Origin of the sequence: Neobacillus sp. OS1-2, assembly GCF_030915505.1 — a bacterium.
Taxonomy (GTDB): Bacteria; Bacillota; Bacilli; order Bacillales; family Cytobacillaceae; genus Neobacillus.
In genome coordinates, this window is the sequence record NZ_CP133265.1 from 2,877,993 (window position 1) to 2,904,155 (window position 26,163).

21 protein-coding genes and 1 pseudogene are annotated in these 26,163 nt (G+C 41.3%); 16 read left to right on the top strand and 6 right to left on the bottom strand.

The genetic code is table 11. The features are described 5' to 3' along the window. The first annotated feature begins 35 nt into the window (after nucleotides 1-35). Genes RCG19_RS14180 through RCG19_RS14190 form a run of 3 tightly spaced genes read left to right on the top strand, consistent with a single transcriptional unit; the run spans nucleotide 36 to nucleotide 3,076 of the window. Nucleotides 36-875 carry a carbohydrate ABC transporter permease gene (locus RCG19_RS14180; RefSeq protein ID WP_308110999.1) on the top strand — a complete coding sequence of 280 codons (840 nt, stop codon included), beginning with the start codon at nucleotides 36-38 and terminating at the stop codon, nucleotides 873-875. Next, entirely contained in the window at nucleotides 875-1,705 is an 831-nt protein-coding gene (locus tag RCG19_RS14185; protein WP_166244290.1) for a carbohydrate ABC transporter permease, read from the top strand. Before RCG19_RS14180 ends, RCG19_RS14185 begins: the two co-directional genes overlap by 1 nt. A 42-nt stretch (nucleotides 1,706-1,747) precedes the next feature. Beyond that, on the top strand, nucleotides 1,748-3,076 hold the full coding sequence (locus RCG19_RS14190; RefSeq protein ID WP_308107675.1) for an alpha-glucosidase/alpha-galactosidase: 1,329 nt from the start codon (nucleotides 1,748-1,750) through the stop codon (nucleotides 3,074-3,076). Between the two features lie 73 nt (nucleotides 3,077-3,149). On the opposite strand, the gene RCG19_RS14195 is transcribed toward RCG19_RS14190, so the two are convergent. After that, nucleotides 3,150-3,356: a zinc ribbon domain-containing protein gene (locus RCG19_RS14195; protein ID WP_308107676.1), complete on the bottom strand. Its 207-nt coding sequence runs from the start codon at nucleotides 3,354-3,356 to the stop codon at nucleotides 3,150-3,152. Nucleotides 3,357-3,503: 147 nt separating this feature from the next. Between RCG19_RS14195 and RCG19_RS14200 the strand changes: the two genes are divergently transcribed. The 6 genes and pseudogenes from RCG19_RS14200 to RCG19_RS14225 all read left to right on the top strand — a co-directional run bounded on the left by RCG19_RS14200 (nucleotide 3,504) and on the right by RCG19_RS14225 (nucleotide 12,397). Next, nucleotides 3,504-5,249, top strand: a complete 1,746-nt coding sequence (locus tag RCG19_RS14200) for a sigma 54-interacting transcriptional regulator (RefSeq protein ID WP_308107677.1) — start codon at nucleotides 3,504-3,506, stop codon at nucleotides 5,247-5,249. A gap of 170 nt (nucleotides 5,250-5,419) precedes the next feature. Then, a complete protein-coding gene (locus RCG19_RS14205) occupies nucleotides 5,420-6,931 on the top strand; it encodes an acyl-CoA synthetase (RefSeq protein WP_308107678.1) in 1,512 nt (503 codons plus the stop codon). Between the two features lie 57 nt (nucleotides 6,932-6,988). Then, entirely contained in the window at nucleotides 6,989-8,134 is a 1,146-nt protein-coding gene (locus tag RCG19_RS14210; RefSeq protein ID WP_308107679.1) for an acyl-CoA dehydrogenase family protein, read from the top strand. Nucleotides 8,135-8,333: 199 nt separating this feature from the next. Then, nucleotides 8,334-9,491 carry a thiolase family protein gene (locus RCG19_RS14215; RefSeq protein WP_308107680.1) on the top strand — a complete coding sequence of 386 codons (1,158 nt, stop codon included), beginning with the start codon at nucleotides 8,334-8,336 and terminating at the stop codon, nucleotides 9,489-9,491. A 227-nt stretch (nucleotides 9,492-9,718) separates the two neighbouring features. Then, nucleotides 9,719-11,287, top strand: a complete 1,569-nt coding sequence (locus RCG19_RS14220) for a fatty acid--CoA ligase (RefSeq protein ID WP_308107681.1) — start codon at nucleotides 9,719-9,721, stop codon at nucleotides 11,285-11,287. Nucleotides 11,288-11,302: 15 nt separating this feature from the next. Next, nucleotides 11,303-12,397 (top strand): annotated as a pseudogene (locus tag RCG19_RS14225) (CaiB/BaiF CoA transferase family protein). 74 nt (nucleotides 12,398-12,471) lie between these two features. Here RCG19_RS14225 and RCG19_RS14230 read toward each other — a convergent pair. Then, nucleotides 12,472-13,116: an HAD family hydrolase gene (locus tag RCG19_RS14230; protein WP_308107682.1), complete on the bottom strand. Its 645-nt coding sequence runs from the start codon at nucleotides 13,114-13,116 to the stop codon at nucleotides 12,472-12,474. Between the two features lie 179 nt (nucleotides 13,117-13,295). On the opposite strand from RCG19_RS14230, the gene RCG19_RS14235 reads away from it, so the two are divergent. Both RCG19_RS14235 and RCG19_RS14240 read left to right on the top strand, forming a co-directional pair. Next, nucleotides 13,296-13,697 (top strand): MerR family transcriptional regulator, encoded by a 402-nt coding sequence (locus RCG19_RS14235; protein ID WP_308107683.1) that lies wholly within the window; start codon nucleotides 13,296-13,298, stop codon nucleotides 13,695-13,697. Continuing rightward, entirely contained in the window at nucleotides 13,687-14,610 is a 924-nt protein-coding gene (locus RCG19_RS14240; RefSeq protein WP_308107684.1) for a DMT family transporter, read from the top strand. The genes RCG19_RS14235 and RCG19_RS14240 overlap by 11 nt, the downstream gene beginning before the upstream one ends. Nucleotides 14,611-14,637: 27 nt before the next feature. Here RCG19_RS14240 and RCG19_RS14245 read toward each other — a convergent pair whose 3' ends face one another. Beyond that, entirely contained in the window at nucleotides 14,638-15,528 is an 891-nt protein-coding gene (locus RCG19_RS14245; protein WP_308107685.1) for a TraB/GumN family protein, read from the bottom strand. 150 nt (nucleotides 15,529-15,678) lie between these two features. Here RCG19_RS14245 and recQ point away from each other — a divergent pair, with 150 nt between their 5' ends. The 3 genes from recQ (at nucleotide 15,679) to RCG19_RS14260 (ending at nucleotide 20,422) form a co-directional block, all read left to right on the top strand. Continuing rightward, nucleotides 15,679-17,811 (top strand): DNA helicase RecQ, encoded by a 2,133-nt coding sequence (gene recQ / locus RCG19_RS14250; protein WP_308107686.1) that lies wholly within the window; start codon nucleotides 15,679-15,681, stop codon nucleotides 17,809-17,811. 184 nt (nucleotides 17,812-17,995) lie between these two features. Further along, the gene (locus RCG19_RS14255) at nucleotides 17,996-18,781 is read left to right on the top strand and encodes an ABC transporter ATP-binding protein (RefSeq protein ID WP_207342977.1); all 786 of its coding nucleotides are present in this window, start codon (nucleotides 17,996-17,998) and stop codon (nucleotides 18,779-18,781) included. Between the two features lie 3 nt (nucleotides 18,782-18,784). Beyond that, nucleotides 18,785-20,422 carry a hypothetical protein gene (locus RCG19_RS14260; RefSeq protein ID WP_308107687.1) on the top strand — a complete coding sequence of 546 codons (1,638 nt, stop codon included), beginning with the start codon at nucleotides 18,785-18,787 and terminating at the stop codon, nucleotides 20,420-20,422. Nucleotides 20,423-20,573: 151 nt separating this feature from the next. On the opposite strand, the gene RCG19_RS14265 is transcribed toward RCG19_RS14260, so the two are convergent. Continuing rightward, nucleotides 20,574-21,368 carry a formate/nitrite transporter family protein gene (locus tag RCG19_RS14265; protein ID WP_374049615.1) on the bottom strand — a complete coding sequence of 265 codons (795 nt, stop codon included), beginning with the start codon at nucleotides 21,366-21,368 and terminating at the stop codon, nucleotides 20,574-20,576. Nucleotides 21,369-21,586: 218 nt separating this feature from the next. Here RCG19_RS14265 and yfkAB point away from each other — a divergent pair, with 218 nt between their 5' ends. Both yfkAB and RCG19_RS14275 read left to right on the top strand, forming a co-directional pair. Further along, nucleotides 21,587-22,705: a radical SAM/CxCxxxxC motif protein YfkAB gene (gene yfkAB, locus RCG19_RS14270; RefSeq protein WP_308107689.1), complete on the top strand. Its 1,119-nt coding sequence runs from the start codon at nucleotides 21,587-21,589 to the stop codon at nucleotides 22,703-22,705. Nucleotides 22,706-22,771: 66 nt separating this feature from the next. Then, on the top strand, nucleotides 22,772-23,689 hold the full coding sequence (locus tag RCG19_RS14275) for a ketopantoate reductase family protein (RefSeq protein ID WP_308107690.1): 918 nt from the start codon (nucleotides 22,772-22,774) through the stop codon (nucleotides 23,687-23,689). Between the two features lie 32 nt (nucleotides 23,690-23,721). On the opposite strand, the gene RCG19_RS14280 is transcribed toward RCG19_RS14275, so the two are convergent. Further along, nucleotides 23,722-24,936 carry an MFS transporter gene (locus tag RCG19_RS14280; protein WP_308107691.1) on the bottom strand — a complete coding sequence of 405 codons (1,215 nt, stop codon included), beginning with the start codon at nucleotides 24,934-24,936 and terminating at the stop codon, nucleotides 23,722-23,724. A gap of 283 nt (nucleotides 24,937-25,219) precedes the next feature. After that, nucleotides 25,220-26,065: a MurR/RpiR family transcriptional regulator gene (locus RCG19_RS14285; RefSeq protein WP_308107692.1), complete on the bottom strand. Its 846-nt coding sequence runs from the start codon at nucleotides 26,063-26,065 to the stop codon at nucleotides 25,220-25,222. Nucleotides 26,066-26,163: the final 98 nt, after the last annotated feature.

Genomic DNA, 26,163 nt, shown 5'->3' on the forward strand with positions numbered 1-26,163 from the left:
GGCTTAGAAAGCGGCAAGGGTCCTCGCTTTGGTGGATGTATCTTCCAGCTCTAGCTGCTGTCTGCTTTTTTATCCTTTACCCATTTATCAACGGCATAAAAATTTCCTTTACTAATTGGAATGGTTTTTCTCAGACTTATGACTATATTGGGCTGGATCAATATACCAGGATGTTTAAAGACCCTGACACCTGGCTTGTTGTGAAAAACACCCTACTATATGGAATTGGCAGTACAGTTCTACAAAACATAATGGGCCTCGGATATGCTCTATTGTTGAACCAAAGCATTCGAATGAAGTCTTTTACCAGGACGGTTGTTTACCTGCCTGTCATTATCAGCCCGCTCATCATGGGGTACATATTTTATTTCTTCTTTGCGTTTCAAGGCGGAGCACTCAACGATCTACTGGTCTCGTTGGGATTGGAGAAAATCAATGCATTAGGAGATCCTTCAATTAATACTTGGCTGATTGTTTTCGTCAACACCTACCAGTTTGTTGGGATCGCAATGATCATTTATCTCGCAGGTTTGCAAAGTATTTCAAAAGACTTCTATGAAGCAGCGCAAATTGACGGGGCTTCTTCCTTTCAGCAATTTAAAAGGATTACGCTCCCAATGTTAATGCCATCTATCACCATTAACATGGTTATTAATATCATCGGCGGCTTGAAGTTATTCGATGTGATAATTTCGCTTACAGGCGGAGGACCTGGAAATGCCTCACAATCCATGTCCACCTTTATGTATGACTTGTATTTTAACCGCCAGGATGCCGGATATGCCGCGACGCAGGGAGTGTTTATGGCAGTAATCATTTTAATTCTAAGCCTGTCCGCGCTTGTGTACTTCAAACGGAAGGAGATAGAAGCATAATGGACTATATGAATAACAGGAAAAAGTGGGTTCTATCCACAATCGCTCTTTTGGTTGCAGCCTTTCATTTAATTCCTTTCTATATCCTGATTACTACGGCGTTTAAAGCAAGAGGTGACTTTAGCTCCAAATGGGTTTTTCCAGAGAAGTTGGCATTTGAAAACTTTTCAGAGGCCTGGGAAACGGCGAATCTGGGAAGTGCGCTTACTAATACAACAATTATTACGTTTTTTTCAGCCCTGCTGTTAGTCATTTTTGGATCAATGGCTGCCTATCCGCTTGCAAGAAGGCAAACCAGGCTGAATAAGTTTGTGTTCATGTTATTTGTTGCCGTCATGGTGATTCCGCCATTAACGGCATTAGTACCATTGTATAAGCTTGTGGTCGATATCGGGATGATGAATACGCATGAAATTGCCATTCTTAATAATGTTGCGTCATTCCTGCCGTTAACGATTTTCCTGTATTCGGGATTTATTCGTTCCACGATCCCAAAGGAATTGGAAGAAGCAGCAGAAATCGACGGCGCCAGTACACTCGGAATCTTCTTTAGGATCGTATTTCCGCTTTTGAAGCCTGTTACAGCATCGATACTGATTATTGCTTGTGTTTTCATTTGGAACGACTATCAATTTGCAATTTTCTTCCTTCAGGCAGAGGAAGTCAAAACGATCACTGTTGCTTTAGCTGGATTTTTTGGAGAAAATGCCAACCGAATGAATCTGGTTGCGGCTGCAGCTATCATGGCTGTCCTACCAATGGCTGTCCTCTTCCTATTGTTGCAAAAGCACTTTGTTAAAGGGTTATCTTCTGGCTCGGTTAAAGGATAAGTTTTTTCAAAAATAATTTCTTATATTGGAGGATCATTCATTATGGCTAAAATTACATTTCTTGGAGCAGGAAGCACCGTTTTTGCAAAAAATGTACTAGGTGATTGCATGTTCGTTGATGCTTTAGATGGATTTGAGTTTGCGTTATTTGATATTGATGAACAGAGGTTACGGGATTCTGAGCAGATGCTGAAAAATTTAAAGGAAAGCCTAGGCAAAAGCATTAAGATCAAAGCGTATCTGGAACGAAAAGAAGCGCTAAGAGGTGCAAAATATGTAATCAACGCAATTCAGGTGGGAGGCTATAAGCCGAGTACTATAATCGACTTTGAAATTCCAAAAAAGTATGGTTTAAGACAAACTATTGCCGATACGGTAGGAATCGGAGGGATATTCCGTAACCTGCGTACAATCCCTGTCATGCTTGAGTTTGCAAAGGATATGGAAGAAGTATGTCCTGATGCACTATTCATGAATTATACAAATCCAATGGCCGTTTTGACAGGTGTGATGAACCGCTATACCAATATTAAAACAATTGGCTTATGCCACAGTGTCCAAGTTTGTACAAAAGAATTATTTGAGGCAATAGGAATGGATCCGACAGGTGTGAAGGAAAAAATTGCAGGCATCAATCACATGGCATGGCTGCTTGAGGTAAGTAAAGATGGAGTAGATTTGTATCCTGAGATTAAGAGGAGAGCAAGGGAAAAACAAAAGACGAAGCATGGGGATATGGTCCGGTTCGAGCTTATGGATAAGTTCGGCTATTATATAACGGAATCATCTGAACATAACGCCGAATATCATCCATATTTTATTAAATCCAGATACCCTGAACTCATTGAAAAATTTAATATACCGCTTGATGAATACCCGCGCCGTTGTGAGAAGCAAATCAATGATTGGACGGCGATGAGGGAGGATCTGGTTCATAATAAATCATTGGATCATATGCGTTCTAGAGAATATGGTTCACGTATTATTGAAGCAATCGAGACGAACGTTCCATTTAAATTTGGCGGTAATGTCCTAAATACGGGCAGACTCATTAGCAATCTTCCGGAGAAAGCGTGTGTAGAGGTGCCTTGTATAGCGGATCGCAGTGGAATCGTACCAACATATGTAGGCGACCTTCCTGAACAACTTGCTGCGTTAAACCGCACCAATATCAATACACAATTGCTGACAATAGAAGCAGCGATGACTTTGAATAAGGAATATATTTACCAGGCAGCCATGCTTGACCCTCATACGGCTGCGGAGTTATCAATGGATGATATCATCTCCTTATGTGATGACTTAATTGAAGCACATAGAGATTATCTGCCGAAGTTTACTAGTGAAAGAGTTACAACTGTCAGATCCTAAATAGAAATACAAATAAGTACTAGCCTGGATAAACAAAGAAGGGTTTAATTGCCCTTCTTTGTCCCTTTAAAATTCAGCCTCCTAAAAACAGATCAATGATATTCGAGGCCGTTGAGGATTTCTTGTTATAAAACTCCGAATAGCCACATTTCTTGCAAAAAACTACCGTAAATTTGTTGTGTTGAATATCCAACATTTTTGATAGCCCCGTTCCAGTCATCGCCACATCTTTCGTACCAGTTTCATTGCTGCCACATTTTATACAGCCTTTTTCGCTCATCAAATCACCCCTCAATAAATTCTCTCTTCATACCTATTAGTAAAGTGTTTAAAAGTTTCTCATTTTAATTTTTATATTGTTAAAATATTCAAAAAGATCCTAGATTTTTGCTACAATAGAGATATGTAAAAAGTAGGGAGTGAAGACATGCTCCAATTTAAGGATATTATTACACCAGTTGATTTTATCGTTACTGAAGAAACGACACTTAGAGAAGCCATTACCCTAATGCATAAAAAGAAGTGGAACCTTCTTCCTGTTACAGATGCAAGCGGCCATCCAGTTGGTGTTTTTACTCGCAGCAGCCTCCAGCAAATGGTAATAGAAGAAACACCACTAACCACATCAATTAAAAGATACATAAAAAGACAGGTTGAAAAGATAAGTGTTGATACACCGTATGACAAAATTGAAGAGATTGTCAAAGAAAGTAAGGTTGGAACCGGGGTGGTCACCGATAAACAGAATCGTGTCGTTGGGATCCTGACGAAAACGGATATGGTGATGTCATTGCTGCAAACTTCACAAGAACTGCAAACGATCAAAAAATTAAAGAGGACATTAGAAACAGCGATTGACCATGCCTTCGATGGAATCGTCATGACTGATGAAAAGAGAGTCATCACGATGGTCAGTCCACCGCTCTTGGAATTATTTAACCTTCCTGAAGATCAGGTGCTGTTCAAGCAGGCGGCCCGTGTATTGCCACAACTTAAGCTAGAAAACGTTTATGAATCAGAAACAGCCGAGGTTAGCGGCTTTTTAGAAATCAATGGGATTAAATATATCGTTCACCGCATCCCCATCCTTGGAGATGGAAAAGTCATCGGGGCAATTGGAAAGGTAGTTTTCCGCCAATTAAATGAGGTAAGCGAGTTATTCAATAAGCTGCAAAAGGCAGAAAATAAAGCGAACTTTTACCACCAGCAATACCAGAAATCAGAAACAGCCCGGTACACCTGGGAGCATATTTTTAGCACAGATCCAATCATGGAAAAGTTGAAGAAGAGCGGAGCGAAGGCAGCGAAAGGAAGGTCAACCGTGCTGATCCGCGGCGAAAGCGGTACAGGGAAAGAGCTGTTTGCTCACGCCATACATAACAGCAGTGCGAGAAGCTCGGGGAAGTTTGTCGTCGTAAATTGTGCCGCTATTCCTGAAGATTTGCTAGAATCAGAGTTTTTTGGCTATGAAGAAGGGGCGTTTACCGGTGCTAAACAAAAAGGTAAACTTGGGAAATTTGATCTGGCCAACGGTGGGACACTTTTTCTCGATGAGATTGGTGACATGTCCCTAACCTTGCAAGCCAAGCTGCTTCGGGTACTTCAAGAACGAGAATTCTACCGGGTTGGCGGTACAACAAAGATAAAAGTAGATGTCCGAATTATTGCGGCAACGAACAGACATTTAGAAGAAATGGTCAAGGAAAGCCTTTTTAGGGAGGACTTATATTATCGTCTTAACGTCATATCGCTTCATATTCCGCCGCTGCGCGATCGTCCATATGATGTCGACCATTTAATTGGTCAGTTTATGATTGAATTTAATCAAATTTTAGGTACAAGTATTACAGGGATCGAGGAGCAAGCAAGAGAAGTACTGCTGAGCTATGAATGGCCGGGAAACATCCGTGAATTACGAAATGTAATGGAACGGGCGATGACATTTTCCGAAACTGGAAAAATTAGATACGAGGATTTGCCGGATTATTTACTTAAGCAGGTTCCGCTTAGAGAACCAGCCGTTCATGTATCAATGGTCGAAAATGCTGAACTCGAGGCAATCAAAAAAGCGCTTGCACAGGTACAGGGAAATAAAGTCCAAGCCGCTAGATTACTAGGAATCAGCCGTTCGGGTTTATATGAAAAAATTAAGAAATACAATCTACCAACATAGTTGTTTACCTGTCCAGTAATCGGACACCTAAATGCCTACAGTGTGTAGACAATAATCATCTAATGTCCTATACGGCTGCAGTTAAGCTATGTTTTCTCTTTTCGCAATATTGGCATAATAATTGCATGATTCATAGAGAATCTTTTTTTAAAAAAAGGGAGGATCTAAATATGAATATTGGAAGTCTCTTATCTCAGAGTGCCCGAAAGTTTCCAGAGCTACTAGCAATCGAGTGTGAAGGCAGAAGCTACACATATCGCGGGTTTAATGAAGAAGTAAACAAGCTTGCTCACGGACTTCTGCAGCGAGGCGTGAACAAAGGTGACAAGCTTGCGATCATGATGAAGAATTCGGATCACTTTGTCTTTACCTTTTTTGCTGCTGCTAAAATCGGTGCTGTGGCAGTCCCAGTGAACTTCCGATTGACTGCTACAGAGGTTCAATACATTTTAGACCAGTCAGATGCAGCCATTGTGGTGTGCGATAAGGAATTTGAACAAATTATTGTCGAAGCGAAAAAGGATACTGCTGTCCGTATGGTCATTACAGTTGGTGAGCCGGAAACAGTAGGTTTCGATTCCTATGAAAAAGTTCTAGCGGATTGTACTGAAGAGCCCGATATTGACGTTTCTGAAAAAGATGATGTCGAAATTTTGTACACTTCGGGGACAACAGGACGTCCAAAGGGAGCCCTTTTTGATCATAGTCAAATTTTTAAAGTTGGCATTTCCGTTGTTATTAATATGGAGATATGCCAGCACGAGCGCATCCTTCATTTAGCGCCACTGTTCCACTCGGCACAATTAAACCTGTTCCTTATTTCTGGAGTTGCCCTTGGCGCGACCCATATTATCCATCGTGATTTCCACCCGGTTAAAACACTGCAAGCGATCCAAGAACATAAAATTACCCATCTATTTGCCGTACCAGCTATGTATAACTTTTTGCTTCAAGTTCCGAATGCCGATGATTACGATCTAACTTCTATTAAGAGGGTTGGGTACGGAGCTGCACCAATGGCTCCGGAACTTGTGAAAAAAAGCATGCAGCTGTTTAAAACCGATCAATTTTATAATCTTTGTGGCTTGACCGAAGCGGGGCCAGGTGGAATTCTCCTGGATCCAGAGGGACATAAGCTACATCTTGGCAAGGGCGGAAAACCAATCTTCATGACTGAAACACGGGTTGTGAATGAAGAGGGTAAGGATGTATTACCTGGGGTGATTGGTGAATTTATAGTCCGCAGTCCGATGGTGATGAAGGAATATTATAAAAAGCCGGAGGAAACGAAGAGCACGTTGAAGGGTGGCTGGCTTTATACAGGTGACTTGGCAACGATTGACGACGAAGGCTATATCACGTTAGTTGACCGGAAAAAAGACATGATAATCTCGGGTGGGGAAAATGTTTACTCTGTTGAGGTAGAGGGGGTTCTTTTTGAACATCCAGCTATCCTTGATGCGGCTATTATCGGGTTACCGGATGAGGTATGGGGCGAGGCAGTCTGTGCGATCATTGTACCAAAGGAAGGCGCTGTGATTGATGAACAGGAATTACGAAGCTTCTGCCGTGAGAAATTAGCAGGTTATAAGGTTCCTAGAAGGATTTTTATTGAGGAACAGCTGCCACGGAATGCCTCCGGGAAAATTCTAAAATATCAATTACGACAAAAAATGAATTAGATGAGTAATGATAGGACTTAATGTAAGCGCTTTTAATAGAAAGTGAGGAAATAATATATGAAACATCCATATTTAAACGAAGATCATGAAATTTTTCAGCAATCGTTAAGAAAGTTTTTGGAAAAAGAAGCATATCCCTTTTATGAACAATGGGAAGAAGACCGGATGATTCCTCGGTCATTTTGGACGAAGATGGGGGAGCAAGGTTTCTTATGCCCTGATATTGATGAAAAGTATGGTGGCAGTGAGGTTGATTGGGGATTTGCTGTTGTTATTAATGAGGAGCTTGAACGTGTAGGTTCTGGACTAATTGGTATCGGGCTTCACAATGATATCGTTGTCCCTTACATTACTGCCTATGGGACGGAAGAACAAAAACAGCGTTGGCTGCCAAAGTGTGTCACCGGCGAAATCATTACGGCGATTGCGATGACGGAGCCTGGAACAGGCTCTGACCTTGCCAACATCAAAACAACTGCCCGGCTTGAGGGTGATCACTATATCGTCAATGGTCAAAAGACGTTCATCACAAACGGGATCCAATCCGACCTTGTGGTGGTTGCAGTTAAGACCGACACGCAAGCAGTGCCAAAGCATAAAGGGGTCAGCCTGCTAGTGATTGAAAGGGGCACTCCTGGTTTCTCCAGAGGCAGAAAGTTGAATAAAGTGGGGCTTCACTGTCAGGATACAGCGGAATTGATTTTTGAAGACTGCCGGGTCCCAAAGGAAAATTTACTTGGTCAGGAAGGAAAGGGCTTCCTTTATTTAATGGAAAAACTCCAACAGGAACGGCTTCTTGTCGCGATTGGGGCGCAAACGGCATCGGAAGTGATGTTGAAAATGACTCTTGACTACGTTAAAAGTCGTGAAGCATTTGGAAAGCCTATAGGTCAGTTCCAAAATACCCAGTTTAAAATTGTCGAAATGGCTACCGACATTGAAATGAGCAGAGCCTTCCTCGACCAATTAATTGCCGAACATATTGAAGGAAAAAATGTTGTGACAAAAGTGTCAATGGCCAAATGGAAATTAACTGACATCGCAAAGAAGATTGCGGCTGAATGCATGCAGCTCCATGGCGGCTATGGATATATGGAAGAATACGAGATTGCGAGACGATTCCGTGATATTCCAGTCTCCAGTGTATACGCCGGTACAAATGAAATTATGAAAACGATTATTGCTAAAAATTTAGGATTATAGGAAAAGCGAAAAGCGACTGTTTATCGGCGTATGGCCTGGAGCGCTCCAACTGAGATAAAGGAAACACGGTGAACATAGTGAACCGATGTTGACTTATCGTAGGGCGGAGTGCGAAGGACACTAGCCGATGGCGCTTGGAGCTGGACAATTCTCAAAGCCGAAACATAAAATTTCTGTTTTTATAGAAAGGAAGATGAATATGCGTGAAGTGGTGATTGTTGAGGGTGTTCGTACCCCGGTGGGAAGAAGGAATGGTGTTTTAAAAGATATCCGTCCGGATGATTTGGCAGGATTAACGTTAAAAGAGCTGGTGAACCGTGCCGGTATTGATCCTGCTATCGTTGATGATGTCATCTTAGGTTGTGTGACTCAAGCAGGGGAACAAGCGGGTGATATTGCCAGAGTTGCCGCTTTAATCGCCGGTTTCCCCATTGAGGTGCCAGGTACCACAATTGACCGTCAATGTGGTTCAAGTCAGCAAGCTGTTCATTTTGCTGCACAGGCAATCCTTGCTGGTGACATGGACGTGGTTATTGCTGGCGGTGTGGAAAGTATGTCCCGTGTTCCGATGGGTTCTAACTACAAAGGTGCTGAAGAGCCCTTTAGCCCAGAATTAAAAGCAAAATACGAAATGATCCATCAGGGTTTGTCAGCTGAGCGCATAGCCGAAAACTATGGCTTTACGCGTGAACAACTGGATCAATTTTCGCTTGAGAGTCATCAAAAAGCATTAATGGCACAGGAGGAAGGCTATTTTACTAGAGAGATTTTTCCACTTGAAGTAACACTTCCAGATGGAATAACAGCTGTCATCAAAGATGATTCAGGCCCAAGAAAGGGATCCACGCTTGAGACGTTGGCTGGTTTGAAGCCCCCTTTCAAGGAAGATGGTGTCATTCATGCCGGAAACTCCAGCCAAATTAGTGATGGAGCAGCCGCCCTATTACTTATGTCCCGTGAAAAGGCCGTAGAACTTGGACTGAAACCTCGCTTCCGTGTTCATACACGCGTGGTTGTTGGCTCAGACCCGACCCTGATGCTGACTGGACCGATTCCTGCGACACAAAAGGCTTTGGAAAAATCAGGGCTCTCGATTGACGATATCGATGTATTTGAAGTAAACGAAGCCTTTGCACCAGTGCCGCTTGCCTGGTTGAAGGATACTGGTGCTGACCCGGCGAAGCTTAATCCGAATGGCGGTGCGATTGCCCTTGGTCACCCATTAGGGGGCAGCGGCGCGCGGTTAATGGTGACGATGATGCATGAACTTGAGCGAACCGGCGGCCGCTACGGATTGCAAACAATGTGCGAAGGCCACGGCATGGCAAACGCGACGATTATTGAACGGTTAGATTAATCAACACGAATTGAATTCGCGAGTAAACCGGAATATTGGGTAAGAACGGATTGGAAATGGGTACCAGGTTCCTGTTCCAATCGAGTTTTAACGATTAATTCCTCATAAGTAAGTTTATTTTAAGCAAAGATCATAAACCTTTTCTAAAAAAATATTCTTCGGAGTTAATGCAGGCAATCGGTCTCCCCCGATTGCCCTCCAAAACCTAAAAATGGAGGCTGTACAAAATGACCACGACAATCGGAAAAATCTTTGAATTAACAGTAAAAAGGTTTCCCAATAAAGATGCTTTGTATGATGTTCGGAAAAATGTCCGATACACCTACAAGGAGTGGAACGAACAGGTCAATCGTCTTGCACATGCTCTAGTAAGTGAAGGCGTGAAAAAGGGCGACCGTGTTTCCACGTTCATGTTTAATACCGAGGAATTAGGAACTGCTTTTTTTGCCTGTGCTAAAATCGGCGCTATTTTTAATCCAATTAATTTCCGACTCACACCCGAGGAAGTGGCTTATATTTTAGCGGATGCAACCCCAAAGGTTGTTCTTTTTGAAAAAAGCTTAGAGCCAGTTGTGTCAGCAGTTGCTAATCGCTTCGATCAGGTCGCCTTCTGGTTCATCGATGAGGAAAAACCGGAGTATGCCTCTTGTTATCGGGAAAAACTCAGCTCCGCATCGACAGAAGAGCTTCAAGTGGAAGTCAATGAAAATGATATTTATGCCTTTATTTATACAAGCGGGACAACAGGAAGACCTAAAGGGGTCATGCACACCCACCGCAACATGGTGGACCAAAGCATGCTCTGCATTGCCGCCCAAAAGGTGGAGGCAGAGGATGTTGGCCTCGTAACTGCTCCGATGTTCCATTGCGCCGAACTGCATTGTGCCTTTCTGCCAAGGGTCCAAATAGGGGCAAAAAATGTTATTCTGCACCAATTCAATCCAAAAGCAATTCTATCCTTAATTGAAAAGGAAAAAATTTCAAGGTTCTTTGCCGCACCGACGATGTGGAATATGCTCCTCCAGGAAGATTTAAGTCAATATGATTTATCAAGCCTCAAGCAAGGCTTATACGGTGCCGCTCCAATGGCTCCCTCTCTTGTGCATGCTCTACACGATAGCCTAGGCATTTCTTTAATTCAAGCCTACGGGATGACTGAAATGGGACCAGCCATAACTTTCTTGTCAGAATATGATCAATTAAAGAAAGCGGGTTCTGCTGGTCAAGCGGCACTTAATCACGATATCCGGATTGTCCGCACAAGGGAAGATGGACCATCGGAGCCCGATGATTTGATGCCGACAGGGGAGACGGGTGAAATCATTGTGAAGGGTCCTTGTATGATGATCGGTTACTTCAATCGCGAAGAAGCGACGGAAAACGCGTTGTATAAAGGTTGGTACCATTCGGGCGACATTGGCTATCTCGATGAAGATGGATTCCTTTTTGTAAATGACCGTGTTGATGACATGATTATTAGCGGTGGGGAAAATATTTATCCACGTGAAGTGGAAGATGTATTGCACGCACATCCCGGGGTATTAGATGTCGCAATTGTCGGCCAGCCTGATGATCGCTGGGGTGAAACGGTTTCAGCATTTGTTGTGAAAAAAGATCCGACTGTAACGGAGCAAGAATTAGATGAATTCTGCAAAAATAGTGATAGTCTTGCAAACTATAAGCGGCCGCGGAAATATATGTTCTGTGAAGCATTGCCGCGGAATGCCAGCGGGAAAATCCAAAAATTTGTTCTCCGTAAGGAGCTGGAGGAACTATTTACCCCAAAGAGTTCATAGGAAAGGATCCTGAATATGTTACAAGGAATAAAGGTCATTGATTTTACGAACTATCTACCGGGACCTTTTGCAACGTTACGGTTAGCGGAATTAGGAGCAGAAATTATCAAGGTGGAACCACCTGGGGGAGACCCCGCTCGGAATACCGGCATTTCCAAACAGGGAAATGGGATTGTTTTTCTCGCAAACAACCGACAGAAAAAAAGTATTACCCTAAATTTGAAGGATAAAGAAGGCATGGAAACAGCTTTAAAATTAATTGCCACTGCCGATGTTGTGATTGAGAGCTTCAGGCCTGGAGTAATGGAGAAGCTGGGCCTTGGATATGAGGCTGCCAAGAAAGTGAAGCCTGATATTGTCTACTGTTCTATTTCCGGATATGGACAGAACGGAACCCTTAGTAAGCTAGGCAACCATGACATCAATTATATGGCATTAAGCGGAGTACTGGCACAGCTTAAAGATAAAACGGGGAAACCGGTTCATCCCTCGATTACAATCGCAGATTATCTGGGCGGGTTTGCAGCAAATGAGCGAATTCTGGCAGGGCTGGTTTCAAGGTCATTAACTGGAAAAGGAAGCTATCATTCTATTTCAATTACAGATCAACTGGTGTCATTGCTCGGTAACCATGTCATGGTTGAAAAAGAAACAGGTCAGGGGACAGGCATTAATGTCCTTAGCGGAAGTATTATTTCCTACGCCATCTATGAAACAATGGATGGAAGGTATATGAGCTTGTGAGCACTAGAGCCAAAATTTTGGCTGAACTTTTGCCTAGCACATGGTCGTGAGGACTGGGTTGCAGCCCATTTTTCAAACACAGTGGAGACAAACCAAGTGTTCCAGGAAGTGTCTGCCCTTTTTAAAAGTAAAACCTTTGATGAGTGGATTGAGTTTGCCCAAAAGGTTGATTGCTGTATGGCGCCAGTGCTTGAGGTGGGAGAACTTTGCGCGCACCCATATTTTAAAGAGAAGGAACTAGTATTTGCTTCTTCTTGGGGAGATTGCCAGGTTAAAATGCACAGCGACGTTGATCAGGGAACGGTTGCTCCACCGCCTAAAAAAGGCGAGCATCAAGAGGAAATATTGAATAACATCCTGATTTGATAGGGGAAGTTTAGACTGCCCGAGGAAATCGCGGCAGTCTAGTTATTTGAGCAGTCATTTCGGTAGTGAAATGATCATTTTATTTGCTCGAAGCTAAAGTCAGCAAATGTTTCAGAGCGCATGGCTTTTTCATGAAAGGTTAAAAAGGCAGTAACCTGATTTGGAATAACAATGCATGTCATCCCGGCCTCAATGGCAGCTAAGGCTCCGTTAACCGAGTCCTCAATCGCCAAGGCCTCTTGCGGTTCAACTTGTAATTCTTCTAAAGCTTTTAGATAAAGTTCTGGGTCAGGTTTAACCTTTTCTACATCCTCACTTGTCTTTATGACGGAGAAATATTCCCAAAGTTCAAATTGTCTAAGGAATCCTTCTACCCACTCCCTAGATGAACTAGAAGCAAGTCCAATCTTATAGCCAAGCCCTTTGGCTTCATCCAATTTTTCCTTTACACCCTCACGAACCTCTAAAATACCCTTTTTTTCTAAAAATCGTTCTTTTGCTAATGTATTTATTTCATTAAGATTCATTTTCATTCCAGTTTGGTTTTCAATGTATTGAAAGAACTCATCATCTGTTGTGCCGATGCTTTTTGCAAACTCCTCAAGCGGCAAATCCAGTTTGAACTTCTCTTCCAGCAATTCCTGAAATACGTGAAACCAAATCGTTTCCGTATCAATAATCGTTCCATCAAAATCAAAGATCACTGCTTTAATCTTCATATTTTCCTCCATTCTATATCTCTTAGACAGTTATTATTATATAAATTCTATCCCGGCGGTACAAATGAATATATAAATGAAACAATTGGTGCACTAACTGCATATCTTCGATCCCCAAATTTTTTTCTTGACTTAAAGTTAACTCTAAGTTGTAGCATGTAAAGAGGAGGTGGAATTAAATGTTTACTATTTCAGAGGTTGCCAAGGAAACAGGGTTTACTGCACATACTTTACGATACTATGAAAAAATTGGGTTATTGTCGTCACCCATTAGACATGGTGGAAAACGGCTATATACAGAGGGCGATATTCGCTTGCTGCAGTTTATGAAGGTGCTTAAAAATACGGGAATGTCCTTAGAAGAGATCCGAGAGTTTTTGCTGGATGGGTGTTTGTTGGAAAGTGAGGATTCCGAGCAAGAAAGAACTCCGAAGGTACAAAAACGGATGAATATTTTACAAAAGCATTTACTCACTTTGGAGCAGCAAAAGAAAGAAATTGAGATGGTCATCCAGCTAACGGAAGAAAAGCTGGAAAATTATCAAGAAATGTTAGATAGAGGGCGAAAAAATGAACCGTAAAGTGTTTGCGATGTTACTGGGTTTTGCTATTGTTACGGGTGCCACATTTAACCTTGCAAAATACGCTGTTCATTATTTTTCAGCCGCTAGTGCTGCAGGCTGGCGATTTGGTATTGCTGCTATTGTGATGGTCTCTATCCTTGTGATACAAAAGAAAGTGAAATGGGCGGTGATTCGGAAAAACGGTCCCATTTACATTTTGTTAGGGGTAATTGGGATTTTCGGCTTTAATGCCTTTTTCTTTTTTGGAATGAAACATACCTCTCCATTAAATGGGGCATTAATAATGGCTACAAATCCTTTGGTTACAAGCGTTTTGGCTTATTTTATTCTAAAAACACAGATAACCAAATGGCAAACTGCCGGAATTATTTTTGCCCTTTTTGGCGTAATATTGGTTTTAACTCATGGATCATGGGAGGTTATCCGTACGCTCTCCTTTTCTAAGGGTGATGTACTGATTTTAATAGGGAATGTCTGCTGGGCGTTATATGGGGTACTGGGGCGAAAGTATGTAAAAGCCAGTTCTTCTTTGGAGAACACCACTTATACAATGATGATCGGTGCCGTCTGCCTTGCTCTATTAGCAATCAATTCACCAAGTCCACCGCTATCAAACGTTACTATGTCTGCTTGGGGAGCCATTTTATTTATGGCCATTTTTACAAGCGTGTTAGGATATCTTTGGTGGAACAAAGCAATGGAGATTATTGGGGTGGCAAGGACCTCCATCTTCTTTAACCTTGTTCCAGTAGTAACCATGATCCTCTCCATTTTGACAGGAATGCAAGTGTCAATTTTTCAAATGCTTGGAACAATTATGGTTATTTTGGGTGTGCTAACATCGTCTGGATTTCTTAAATTTGCGAAGAAACCTGAATATCTTCGTAAATCCACAAGTAAAAACGCTTGAGGCAATTTTGCCTCAAGCGTTTGAAGTTTATTCGATGACTTTCTTAACGTCGTAGCCATTTTTCTTAAAAGTGGCTAGAATTCCACTTTCACCTTCTAAATGCCCGACCCCGACTGCCGCAAAATAAATATCTCCACTGTGAATATACGATTCGAATTTTTCTACCCAGATTTTATTTCGATCTTCAACCATAATTTTATTCTGCTTTTTATCAAAATGATCTTCAGTCTGCTCTATTTCATCATTTGATTTGCCATCAATATAGTTCGAATACAATTGTAATAGTTGCCTTTTAGATTCTTTTAATGAAGGAATTTGTTTAATTACTTGATCAGCTTCATTTTCGGTATAAACTTTTCGCATGGCTTCAATTTGATATTTTGGCGTCTCCAGGTATTTAGTTGGTACATAGTGGGTATCGGCCAATTCCGTTATTTTTTGATCAACACCATAATCGGTAGATAACTCCTCAACACCTGCATTTAAAAATAAAATCATCACAAACCAAAATTGGTATTTTTGAAGCTCTTGAAAATCAAGGTTATACTCTTCTGCCCGCTGTTTTAAAATGATCTCCGCATCCTTAGATAAAAAATCATTTAGGCTTTCATCTTCCTTTAAAAAATACCTCTCTTTATTAACAGATTGTTGATAATCACCATCGGTTAGACCGGTAGCATCTGTTTCAGTAACGAGGTATTTTGACTCCTTAAGTGCATGTTCAATTTTCTTAGGAAAAGGATACATTTCTTCTTTCCCGATATGGATGGTGCCAAGAAGATACATGTATTTATTGCCTTTCTCAATTTTATAAATTGGCCATTTTACATCAATCGGTGCTTCTTTTCTGGGTTGATTCGCCGTGATGGAACATCCGCTCAGAACTGTACAAATTAGGAAGGTAAATAAACGGTTCAACGATAGACCCCTGCCTTTAACATCTACTCTTAGGAAGAACATTGTTAGTTTACCACAAATATACATGATTAAAGACAAAATCGGCAGGGGAAAAGCTGTATAATAAGATTAGGTAAATAGAATTTCTGGAAAATGAAAGGAGAAACTATTTTGTTTGAAAAAGCACTCCCCTTACTAGAATCCCATTTTGGCTATAGCTCCTTCCGGAAAGGGCAAGAGCAGGCTATCCACTCCGTATTAGACGGCAGTAATACCATTTGTGTCATGCCGACTGGCGGTGGTAAATCAATCTGTTATCAAATTCCTGCACTAGTTCTTCCGGGAACCACGATTGTTATTTCCCCATTGATTTCTTTAATGAAGGATCAGGTAGATGCCCTCATTCAAGTTGGAATCCCAGCCACCTTTATTAATAGTTCATTAAGTTATAGTGAAGCAAATAAACGAATCAATGAGGCGAAGCAAGGGAAATACAAGCTTTTATATATAGCACCTGAAAGATTAGAATCCTATGAATTTGTTGAAGAATTAAGAAGTATGGAGATTCCCTTAGTTGCCGTTGATGAAGCACACTGTATCTCGCAGTGGGGTCATGATTTCCGCCCAAGCTACCGTCATATCCAGCAAATGGTCAATAATCTTCCACAACGGCCGAATGTGCTTGCACTAACAGCCACAGCAACTCCAAGAGTACGCGAAGATATTTGCCAACTATTAAATATTGATGAAAGAAATACGATCATCACCGGATTTGAGCGGGAAAATCTATCTTTCTCGGTTATTAAGGGGCAAGATAGGCAAAAGTTTCTCAAGGCTTATCTTAAGAAGAATGAACAAGAGGCGGGTATCATTTATGCGGCAACACGTAAAAATGTCGACCAGGTCTATGAAAAGCTTCGGAAGGAAAATATCAATGTTGCCCGTTACCATGCCGGGATGGGCGATGCAGAACGCGCGCGTGAGCAAGAACGATTTTTAGAGGATAAAGCGTCCGTCATGGTTGCCACTTCAGCCTTTGGGATGGGGATTGATAAGAGTAACATTCGGTATGTGGTTCATTACCAAATGCCGAAAAATATGGAGAGCTATTATCAGGAAGCAGGCCGTGCCGGTCGGGACGGGCTAGACAGTGAATGTATCATGTTGTATTCTCCGCAGGATGTGCAGGTGCAGCGTTTTTTGATTGACCAATCCAGCGACCGCAGCAGGATTACACAGGAATTAGAAAAGCTGCAGCAAATGGCCGACTATTGTCATACCGAAAACTGCCTGCAAGAGTTCATTTTAAAATACTTTGGCGAAACCGAAACGGATACTTGCGGCAGATGTGGCAATTGCTTGGATTCTAGGACAAGCATCGATGTGACGAAGGAAGCACAAATGGTGATGTCTTGTGTGATCCGCATGGGCCAGCGCTTTGGTAAAAACCTAACGGCCCAAGTGTTAACTGGTTCAAAAAATAAAAAGGTCATCGAAATGGGCTTTGACCGGCTCACGACCTATGGAATTATGAAGGATCAAGGGGCGAAAGAGGTTAGTGATTTTATTGAATTTTTAATTTCACAGGAGCTAATTGCAATTGAACAGGGCCAATTCCCAACCATCTATGTCGCTCCGAAGGGTAAAGATGTGCTTTTGGGTCATGAGCCTGTTTATCGCAGAGAAGCGGTGAAAGTGAAACAGGTTTCAAAAAATGATCCACTATTTGAGGAGTTAAGGGATGTGCGCAGAAGGATTGCTGAAACGGAGAAAGTGCCGCCATTTGTTATTTTTTCTGATGCTGCGATCAAAGATATGTGTGCGAAGCTGCCAAAAACAAATGAGGAATTTTTACAGGTCAGCGGGGTCGGCGAGCATAAGCTAAAGAAATACGGACTTGAATTTATTCAAGCAATCCGTACTTTTTTAGAAGTGAATCCGGAGTATCAGAGCGAAATCCAAGCGGAACCGGCAGCAGCGCCGAAAAAGGCTGCTAAAAAGGCTGTGGGCGATTCTCATTTGGAGACATTGGAGTTAAATCAAAAGCATTTAACGATAGAGGAAATGGCCGAAAAGCGCGAGCTTGCTATCAGTACGGTTGAAAGCCATTTGCTGCAATGCGCCCAGCAAGGATTGGAAGTCGACTTTTCGAAGCATGTCCCTAGCGAATATATTCCCCTTTTAGAAAAAGCCGTGGCCGAAGCCGGGCGTGAACGCTTAAAACCAATAAAGGAACTCCTTCCAGAGGAAGTAAGCTATTTTATGATAAAAGTGTATGTGTATTATTTAAGTAGAAAGAGATGACATTATGTCCGTGAGAGCGGAAAAATAGGGGGAACGGAAACAATAAGTAATTTATTGTGCCCAACGAAGCGAAGAAACGAATTGAACAGTACCAATATAAGCGGCTGGCCATAACCAGCCGAATTTTTTTGATAATCAGCAGGTAAAATATGTTAATATTAAACTATCAATAGGTAAGAAGGTGATGATCATCAACGAAGTAGTATTGTCAATCAAAGATCTAGAAAAACACTATGGCGTGAAAAATGTCCTTAAAGGGATTAATTTAACTGTTTATCGCGGGCAAATTATCGGTTATATCGGGCCAAATGGCGCCGGGAAAAGCACAACGATTAAGATTTTGCTAGGACTTGAAGGGGACTATTACGGCAAGGTTGAGATTTTTGGAGAGCAAGTCACAGAGGGAAATATCGACTATAAAAGGAAAATTGGCTATGTACCGGAGATGGCCGAACTCTATGATAATCTTACCGCGTATGAATACCTTACCTTTGTCGGGGAATTGTACGGAATGGATTTACAAGCGGTAAACGAAAAGGCCCAAAAGCTGATGAAGGTCTTCGGCTTAGAGGAGGTGTACCATTCAAGAATTGCCTCCTACTCCAAAGGAATGCGACAAAAGGTGTTGATTATCTCCAGTTTATTACATAACCCGGATCTTCTATTTCTAGATGAGCCATTAAGCGGCCTTGATGCGAATAGTGTCATGGTATTTAAAGAGATTTTAGCCATTTTAGCAGCACAGGGGAAAACCATTTTCTATTCCTCCCATATCATGGATGTCGTTGAGAAAATTAGCAACCGGATTATCCTTATTAATGATGGAAAAATTGTTGCCGATGGAAGCTTTAATGAGCTGAAGGAGCAAAACAAAGAAGGAACACTGGAGCAGATTTTTAACCAGCTGACCGGTTTTAATGAATATAGGGTTTTAGCTGAGGAATTCGTATCCATTGTTCAAAAGGGGTAGCAGATGAAAAACTATCGAACGCTCCGATTCCTAGATTTATTCCGCAGTCTTTTTGAACGCTTTGGTATCAACTACACTGTCATGCGAAAAATATTAACGGTTAAACTGACGATGGATGGTCGAAGAACCCCGACGATATTTAACCAACAGGCAAAAAAGAAGAAGAAACCGGAAGAAAACGGTTTTATCAAATCGTTATGGATGTATGTGTTGTTAAGCCTGATGCTCATTCCTATCATTATCTTTGGCGAAAACTATCTCTATCAAATGAGCCTTTTTTATGGCATCGTCATGTTCTTGGTCATGACATCGATGATTTCGGATTTCTCTAATGTCCTTCTGGATGTTCGAGATAAAGCGATTCTGCTGACTAGACCGGTTGATAAAAGGACACTAATTGTAGCTAAAACGATTCATATTTGTATCTATTTGGCCTTTCTTACCGCAGCACTCACGATGATTCCATTGGCAGTTGGGACATATAGACATGGGATATTATTTCTGTTCTTAGCAATATGTGGTCTGATTCTAGTCAATTTATTCATTGTCGTGGTAACAGCGATTATTTATTACTTCATATTGCGGTTTTTTGATGGTGAAAAATTGAAGGATATCATCAATTACGTGCAAATTGGCTTATCTATTTCGATAGCGGTTGGATATCAAGTATTGGCAAGAGCCTTTAGCATTGTTGATATGAAAATTACCTTTACACCAAGCTGGTGGCAATTCTTCATCCCGCCGATTTGGTTTGGGGCGCCCTTTGAGTTAATTCTCAAGCATCATGTAGACGTCTTTCTTCTGTTCCTTTCGCTAGTAGCTTTGATTGTACCAATCTTCGCCATCATCATTTATAGCCGGATGATGCCATCTTTTGAAAGAAATCTACAAAAACTTTCAACTAACAGCGGTGGCAGCAAAAGGAAGGAACGTCGATGGAAAAATAGCCTCGTGAGGGTAATTTGTCAAAATAACGAGGAAAGAACTTTTTTCCGATTTGCCGATCATATGATGCGAAATGAAAGGGAATTTCGCCTAAAGGTTTATCCAGCATTAGGACTATCACTCGTTTTTCCATTTGTCTTTCTATTTAATGAGATCCAAATGAATTCCTATGCCCATATGGTTACCACTAAATGGTACTTATCGATTTATTTTAGCTGCATCATGATCCCCAATGCCATTGCCATGCTGAAATACTCAGGGAAATATAAGGGGGCCTGGATCTACCAAATAGCACCAATCCAGAACATAGCTCCATTATATAGCTCAGTCCTAAAGGTATTTATTGTTAATCTCTTTTTGCCAGTATATATAATCCTAAGCGCCATTTTTATTGTTATCTTCGGGGGAAAAGTAATCGATGATTTATTAGTTGTTCTTGTAACGGCAATATTATTCACGGTTATTTGTTCAAACTATCTAAAAGGATCATTACCATTTTCTGAGTCATTTGAGGATGCCCTGCAAAACGGGGGACTTAAAGTATTTCTTGCAACCCTTTGTATTGTCGCCTTTACAGGTATCCATTTGGCAGTTACATTTTTTCCTTATGGTGTGCCGATCTATTTGATTGTGCTTATTGCAGTAACCATTCTTTCATGGAAGCTGGCATACAGGACGGTGTGGGTCATTAAATGAATGATGGCTGTCAGTGGGAGATTGGCTCTTGCTGACAGCCTTTTTTGAGAGATATTGAATAATCGGTATTTTCTGAATCCCCGTAATAGTTGTCGATATCCCTCTCTTCTTGTTGATATTTCCCCGGTAATTTGTCGATAAAAGAATAGGTCTAGTTTCCCTGTTCTTTTTCGAAGTCGTCCAAATATGGCTTATTTGCATAATAGTACATCATCGCCATAAATACGGAGCCGCCAATTAGATTTCCAATTGTAACGGGGACTAAATTATGGATGACACCGCTCCATGAAATAGTTCCAGGGTGGTTTAGGACTAAGGCAATTGCGAATGTGCACATATTAGCAATACTGTGCTCATAGCCGGAAATAAAGAAACAAAATACAAATAGCATCATTGCAAACATTTTTGGCCCATCCCCTTTTAAACCCATTGGAAGAAAGAAGGCCATGCAGACAAGCCAATTACAAAGAATGGCTCTAAAAAATAACTCTGTGGTGGGTACCTGCATTTTCATTTCCACTACGTGAAGTAAGAAACCATTGACAGAGGTTTCAGTATAAAGACCCGTAGTAAAAATAATAAAGGCAAATACGGCTGCCCCTAAGATGTTACCTGTGTAACTACACACCCATAGCTTCCAAACGTCTGTCCATGTCATTTTCTTACGAAGAGCAGCATACGTGTAATAGAACGTATTTCCGGTAAAAAGATCACCGCCTCCGTAAGCAATTAAAATGATCGCCGCCCCGAAGGTGAAAGCAGCCATTGGATAGGCGAATGGAGAGTGATCAAGGTAAAAGAAATTTCCTGTTTTAAATGCAACAATAACACCAAATCCAATAAACATACTGGCAAGCATTGCCCGTAAGATATAACGCAGGATACTTTGTCGAAATATTTTCATCTTTTTTAAAGCAAGTTTTTCCACTTCCTCTAAAGGCTGCATTTCCAATTGACATAACCACCATTTCAACCAGCATTCGTGTATCCATTTATTTTTTTACAAAAAGTGGTGAGATATGTATGGATGGGGGGATTTTCCTTATTAGCAATAAAGGATATTTCGTAAACATAAACTATTGTAATGGTTGAAATTAGCACATTTGTCCAGGAATCAGCTATAATAAAAAGGTTTTGTTAAGACTGATTTTTAAGGAGTTCAAAATGTTGAAAATGAGAAGTATTACACCACAATATGACCCGTGGGAAGCCTATTTAGATATCGAGGAATATGGAAAGCCTATGCTAACCAACATTGAATTCACGACGACAACGCTTTGTAATATGCGGTGTGAACATTGTGCGGTAGGGTATACGTTGCAGACAAAGGATCCAGAAGCACTTCCATTAGAATTATTACTTCAAAGACTTGAAGAAATCCCTGCTCTCCGTTCTTTAAGTATTACAGGCGGGGAGCCAATGTTATCATTATCCTCTGTGAAAAATTATGTTGTGCCGATTTTAAAATATGCCCATGACCGTGGGGTTCGGACGCAAATAAACTCCAATTTAACCCTTGATTTAGCTAGGTATGAGGAGATCGTTCCATACTTGGATGTATTACATATCTCTCATAACTGGGGAACGGTCGATGATTTTGTTGAGGGTGGATTTGCACGAATGGAGCGTCAGCCGGACTACAGCCAGCGAGAAAAATATTTTACAAGAATGATAGAAAATAGCCGCGAACTGGTTAAAGCTGGTGTAATGGTATCTGCCGAAACTATGTTAAATAAACGGACTCTACCTCATTTGGGAAAAATCCATAGGCAAATCGTGGATGAAATGCTTTGTCAGCGGCATGAGATTCATCCAATGTACCCTAGCGATTTCGCGAGTAATTTAGAAACCTTGTCGTTGGAGGAAATAAGGGGGGCAATCCACCACTTGCTAGATATACGGGATAAAAAGGTGTGGATGCTGTTTGGGACACTGCCGTTCTATGCTTGCAGTAGTGAACAAGAGGATTTAGACCTTTTAAAAAGACTTTATGAAAGCAAGAATGTCACCCTTCGAAATGATCCTGATGGCCGATCCCGGTTAAACGTAAATATTTTTAACGGTGATATTATCGTTACCGATTTTGGTGACACACCACCGTTAGGCAATATCCAAACGACAAATCTTCTGGATGCCTACGATAGTTGGCAATCCTCTTCCATAGCAAAAGAATTAAGCTGCCATTGTCCTGAGGTTTCCTGTCTCGGTCCCAATATTTTAGTGAAAAATAGTTATTACCAGGAATGTGATTTTAGCAAAAGACAAAACCAAATTCGAAAATAAAAAGGCAGGATATTCCTGCTTTTTTATTTTTATCCCTTATAATAGATTTATAAAGGGGGGAATGAATTGAGAATATTAGTTGTTGGAGCAGGTGCAGTTGGGGGTTATTTTGGCGGACGTTTACTAGAAAAGGGTGTTGATGTAACTTTTTTAGTAAGAGAGGGAAGAAGGAACCAGCTTGAGGATACCGGCCTTGTTATTGAAAGTATCCATGGGAATATAGCACTTAAGCCAAAAACAATTTTAGCTGGGGATGAGGCAACCCCTTTTGATTTGATCATTCTTTCTACAAAAGCATATCATTTTGATGGCGCGGTAGAAAGTTTCCGACAGTATGTGAGCAAGGAAACGGTGATCCTGCCTTTGTTAAATGGGATGGTGCATTTTGATAAGTTGGCTGAGGAATTTGGGGAAGAGCGGGTCATAGGCGGTCTTTGCTTTATCGAAACAACTCTTGATCAGGGTGGAAAGGTCATCCAAACGAGCCCTAAACATGATTTAGTCTTTGGAGAACGTAATGGTGAGCGGACAGAACGAATCGTAAAGATTGAAGAGGCATTTAGCGGAACAAAAGTAGGTTATCGTTTAAGCGAAGCAATTAATCAGGATCTATGGAATAAATATCTTTTTATAGCTACTATGTCCGGAATTACCACATTAATGAGATCACCCATTGGGCCAATTCGTGAGGAAGAAAGTGGTTATCTGGTAATAGAGAAGCTTTTAGCGGAAATTATTTCTGTGATGAAACGTGTAGGAGCACCGTTTCCCGAAAACATCCAAACGCTCCAAATGAAGCAAATTGATAGTCTGGCCTATCCGATGAAATCCTCGATGCAGCGGGATATGGAAAAGTTAGCTTTTGTAGAGGCTGACCATTTACACGGCTATTTGCTAAAAATTGCCCATAAAGAACAGATTTCTGTCCCTGTATTAGAAGCGGTTTATGCAAATTTAAAAGTTTATGAGAGACAATTGATATAAGAAAAAAACAGCATCGGAACTTTCCGATGCTGTTATGCTGTGTGCTTTATTAACTTTGGATGCCGGTGCATGGAAACAAAAAGGATAATCCCACTAATGATTAAAAGCGCACTTGTGCTGATAAAGACAGCGGAAAATCCAAACGAACCGGAGATAAATCCCCCCAACATGGGTCCGAAAATATTCCCAAGAAATCGTAGACTCGTATTGTAGCCAAGCACCTCACCTTGCATGGCAATCGGTGCTTCCTGGCGGATATAGGCAATCCGCACGGGGATTATCCCGCCAATCGTGACACCAAGAGTAAACCGAATGAGCACTAGCTGCCAAAAATTTGTGACCGCAGCACCCGGCAGATAAAAAATGCCCGCCAAGAAAAGTAGAATGACTAATATCTTTACATAGCCGACCTTATCAGCAATTTTCCCCCATCTCCGTGACATCATGAGGTTGCCTAGACCTGCCGCAGAAAAAGCAATTCCAGAATAAAAGGCGACATTTACTGGTCCGTGCAAATCGCTAACAAATAAGGACAAAATTGGTTGAATACTAAAGTGGGCAATTTGCACAAGTGCTGAAATAAGGAGCACGGTTAACAAAACTGGATTGCGAGTAATATGTTTCAATACTTCCTTGCTTGAATAATGGGTTTTGGCACCCGTTTTGGCTTCAAGCAGAAATTCTTTAGTGGCGATGACGAGCAGGGCAGAGATGAATATGGAAATGGAGGTCCACTTAAAGGTAGTGGAGTAGCCAAGGGTATCTGCCAAAATTCCGCCTAACATCGGCCCTAACAACGATCCAGTGATACTGCCGGTTTGCAATGTACCAAGAACGCGTCCGGCGATCTGTTTCGGTGTTTGAGTTGAAATGAAAGCTTGCGACATTGGGATAAATCCCGAAAAGAATCCCATGAAAAATCGCAGTAAAAATAGTTGCCAAACAGAATGGACATAGCCCATTAGAAAAATCGATAACGCCATCCCTAAACCGCAAAAGATCAGAATCCTTTTCCTCCCATAACGGTCACCAATTCTCCCCCATATTGGTGAGAAAAGAAAGGCGGAAACAAATGTAATCGCAAACGTTAATCCTGACCAATGCTGGACATATTTTTCCGAAAAGTCTCCAAAAGATTCAATGTACAACGAAATGAACGGCATAACCATCGTCATACTTCCTGCAACAAAGAAGTTTGCAAACCACATAATCAGTAAGTTTCGTTTTGCGCTTTCCTGCTGATTCATCTTTTTAACACTCCTTTCTAAAATATATTTCGGAATGCTAAATATTATCATAACGAAATTTCAACCAATAATAAAGCAAAAGCCTTTTCTTTAAGACAGTGTTTCATTAACTACGTGAAAAGTGAGGGATTTTTAAAACTAATGCAGCGGTCGATATTTCAGGGAAGGCTCCTGCCCGCCAATTAGAAGGGGGAAGTTAAAGTAAAAAACCGTCTGCGTGTTAAACGGAGACGGTTTAATTATGGACCCTAAACGTGCCCTTCCTATTTCCATCCAGAATAGGCTACATTCTCGTATCTGATATGGCTTCTCTCACTTTTTCGAGTGAATGTTTAGCTTTTTCTTTATTGAGCACCATAATATTGACATACAGTGCGTCGATGAGGCTTAACTGGGCGATCCTGGAAGAGAGTGCTTCGGAACGGTATTCTGTTTCTTCGGAACTTGTAAAGAGTGCAACATCCGAATACTGGCAAATAGGCGATTTTGGAAACCCTGTAATCCCAATCGTCTTTGCCCCATTTTTCTTTGCCATTTTTATTATATTTAGGGTATCTTTATTTGTCCCGGAATGGGAAATGACTACGGCTACATCTTGGGCGCATAGCTGAGAAGCTGACATGAGTTGAAAATGGGAGTCAATAAACGCAAATGCTTTAATTCCTGTCCGTACAAACTTATGAAATGCGTCTATTGCAACAGCATTTGATCCGCCAGTTCCATAAAATTCGACCCGGTTCGCTTGCATCAGCAACGAAACAGCTTTTTTTATGGAGGCTTCATCGAGAATGTGTAAGGTATTTTCCAATGTCCGGATATTTGATTGAAAAATCTTATCAGCGACCGTTTTTTCCGTATCGTTTTCACCAATTTCTTCATAGATCTGCTGAATGGGCTTCATAATCTCGGAGGCTAGCGCAATTTTCATAGCCTGATAACCCTTGAAGCCGATCCGCTTACAAAAGCGAAAAACGGTAGCATCGGCGACGTTCAAGTCTTCTGCTACTTCATTAATAGTATTGTGAATCATTCTTTCAGGATTCTCCAAAATATAGTCGGCGACTTTTTTTTCCTTTTCACTAAGCCGAGCATAATTGGATCGTATTTTTCCCAAACAGTTCTGCGCCATAAATGATATCCTCTCACTTTAGTCTTATTACTAGTATAGCATGAATGGATAATAAAAAAATATTTTTTCCTAATTATATTTGATTTGTGAAATATTTT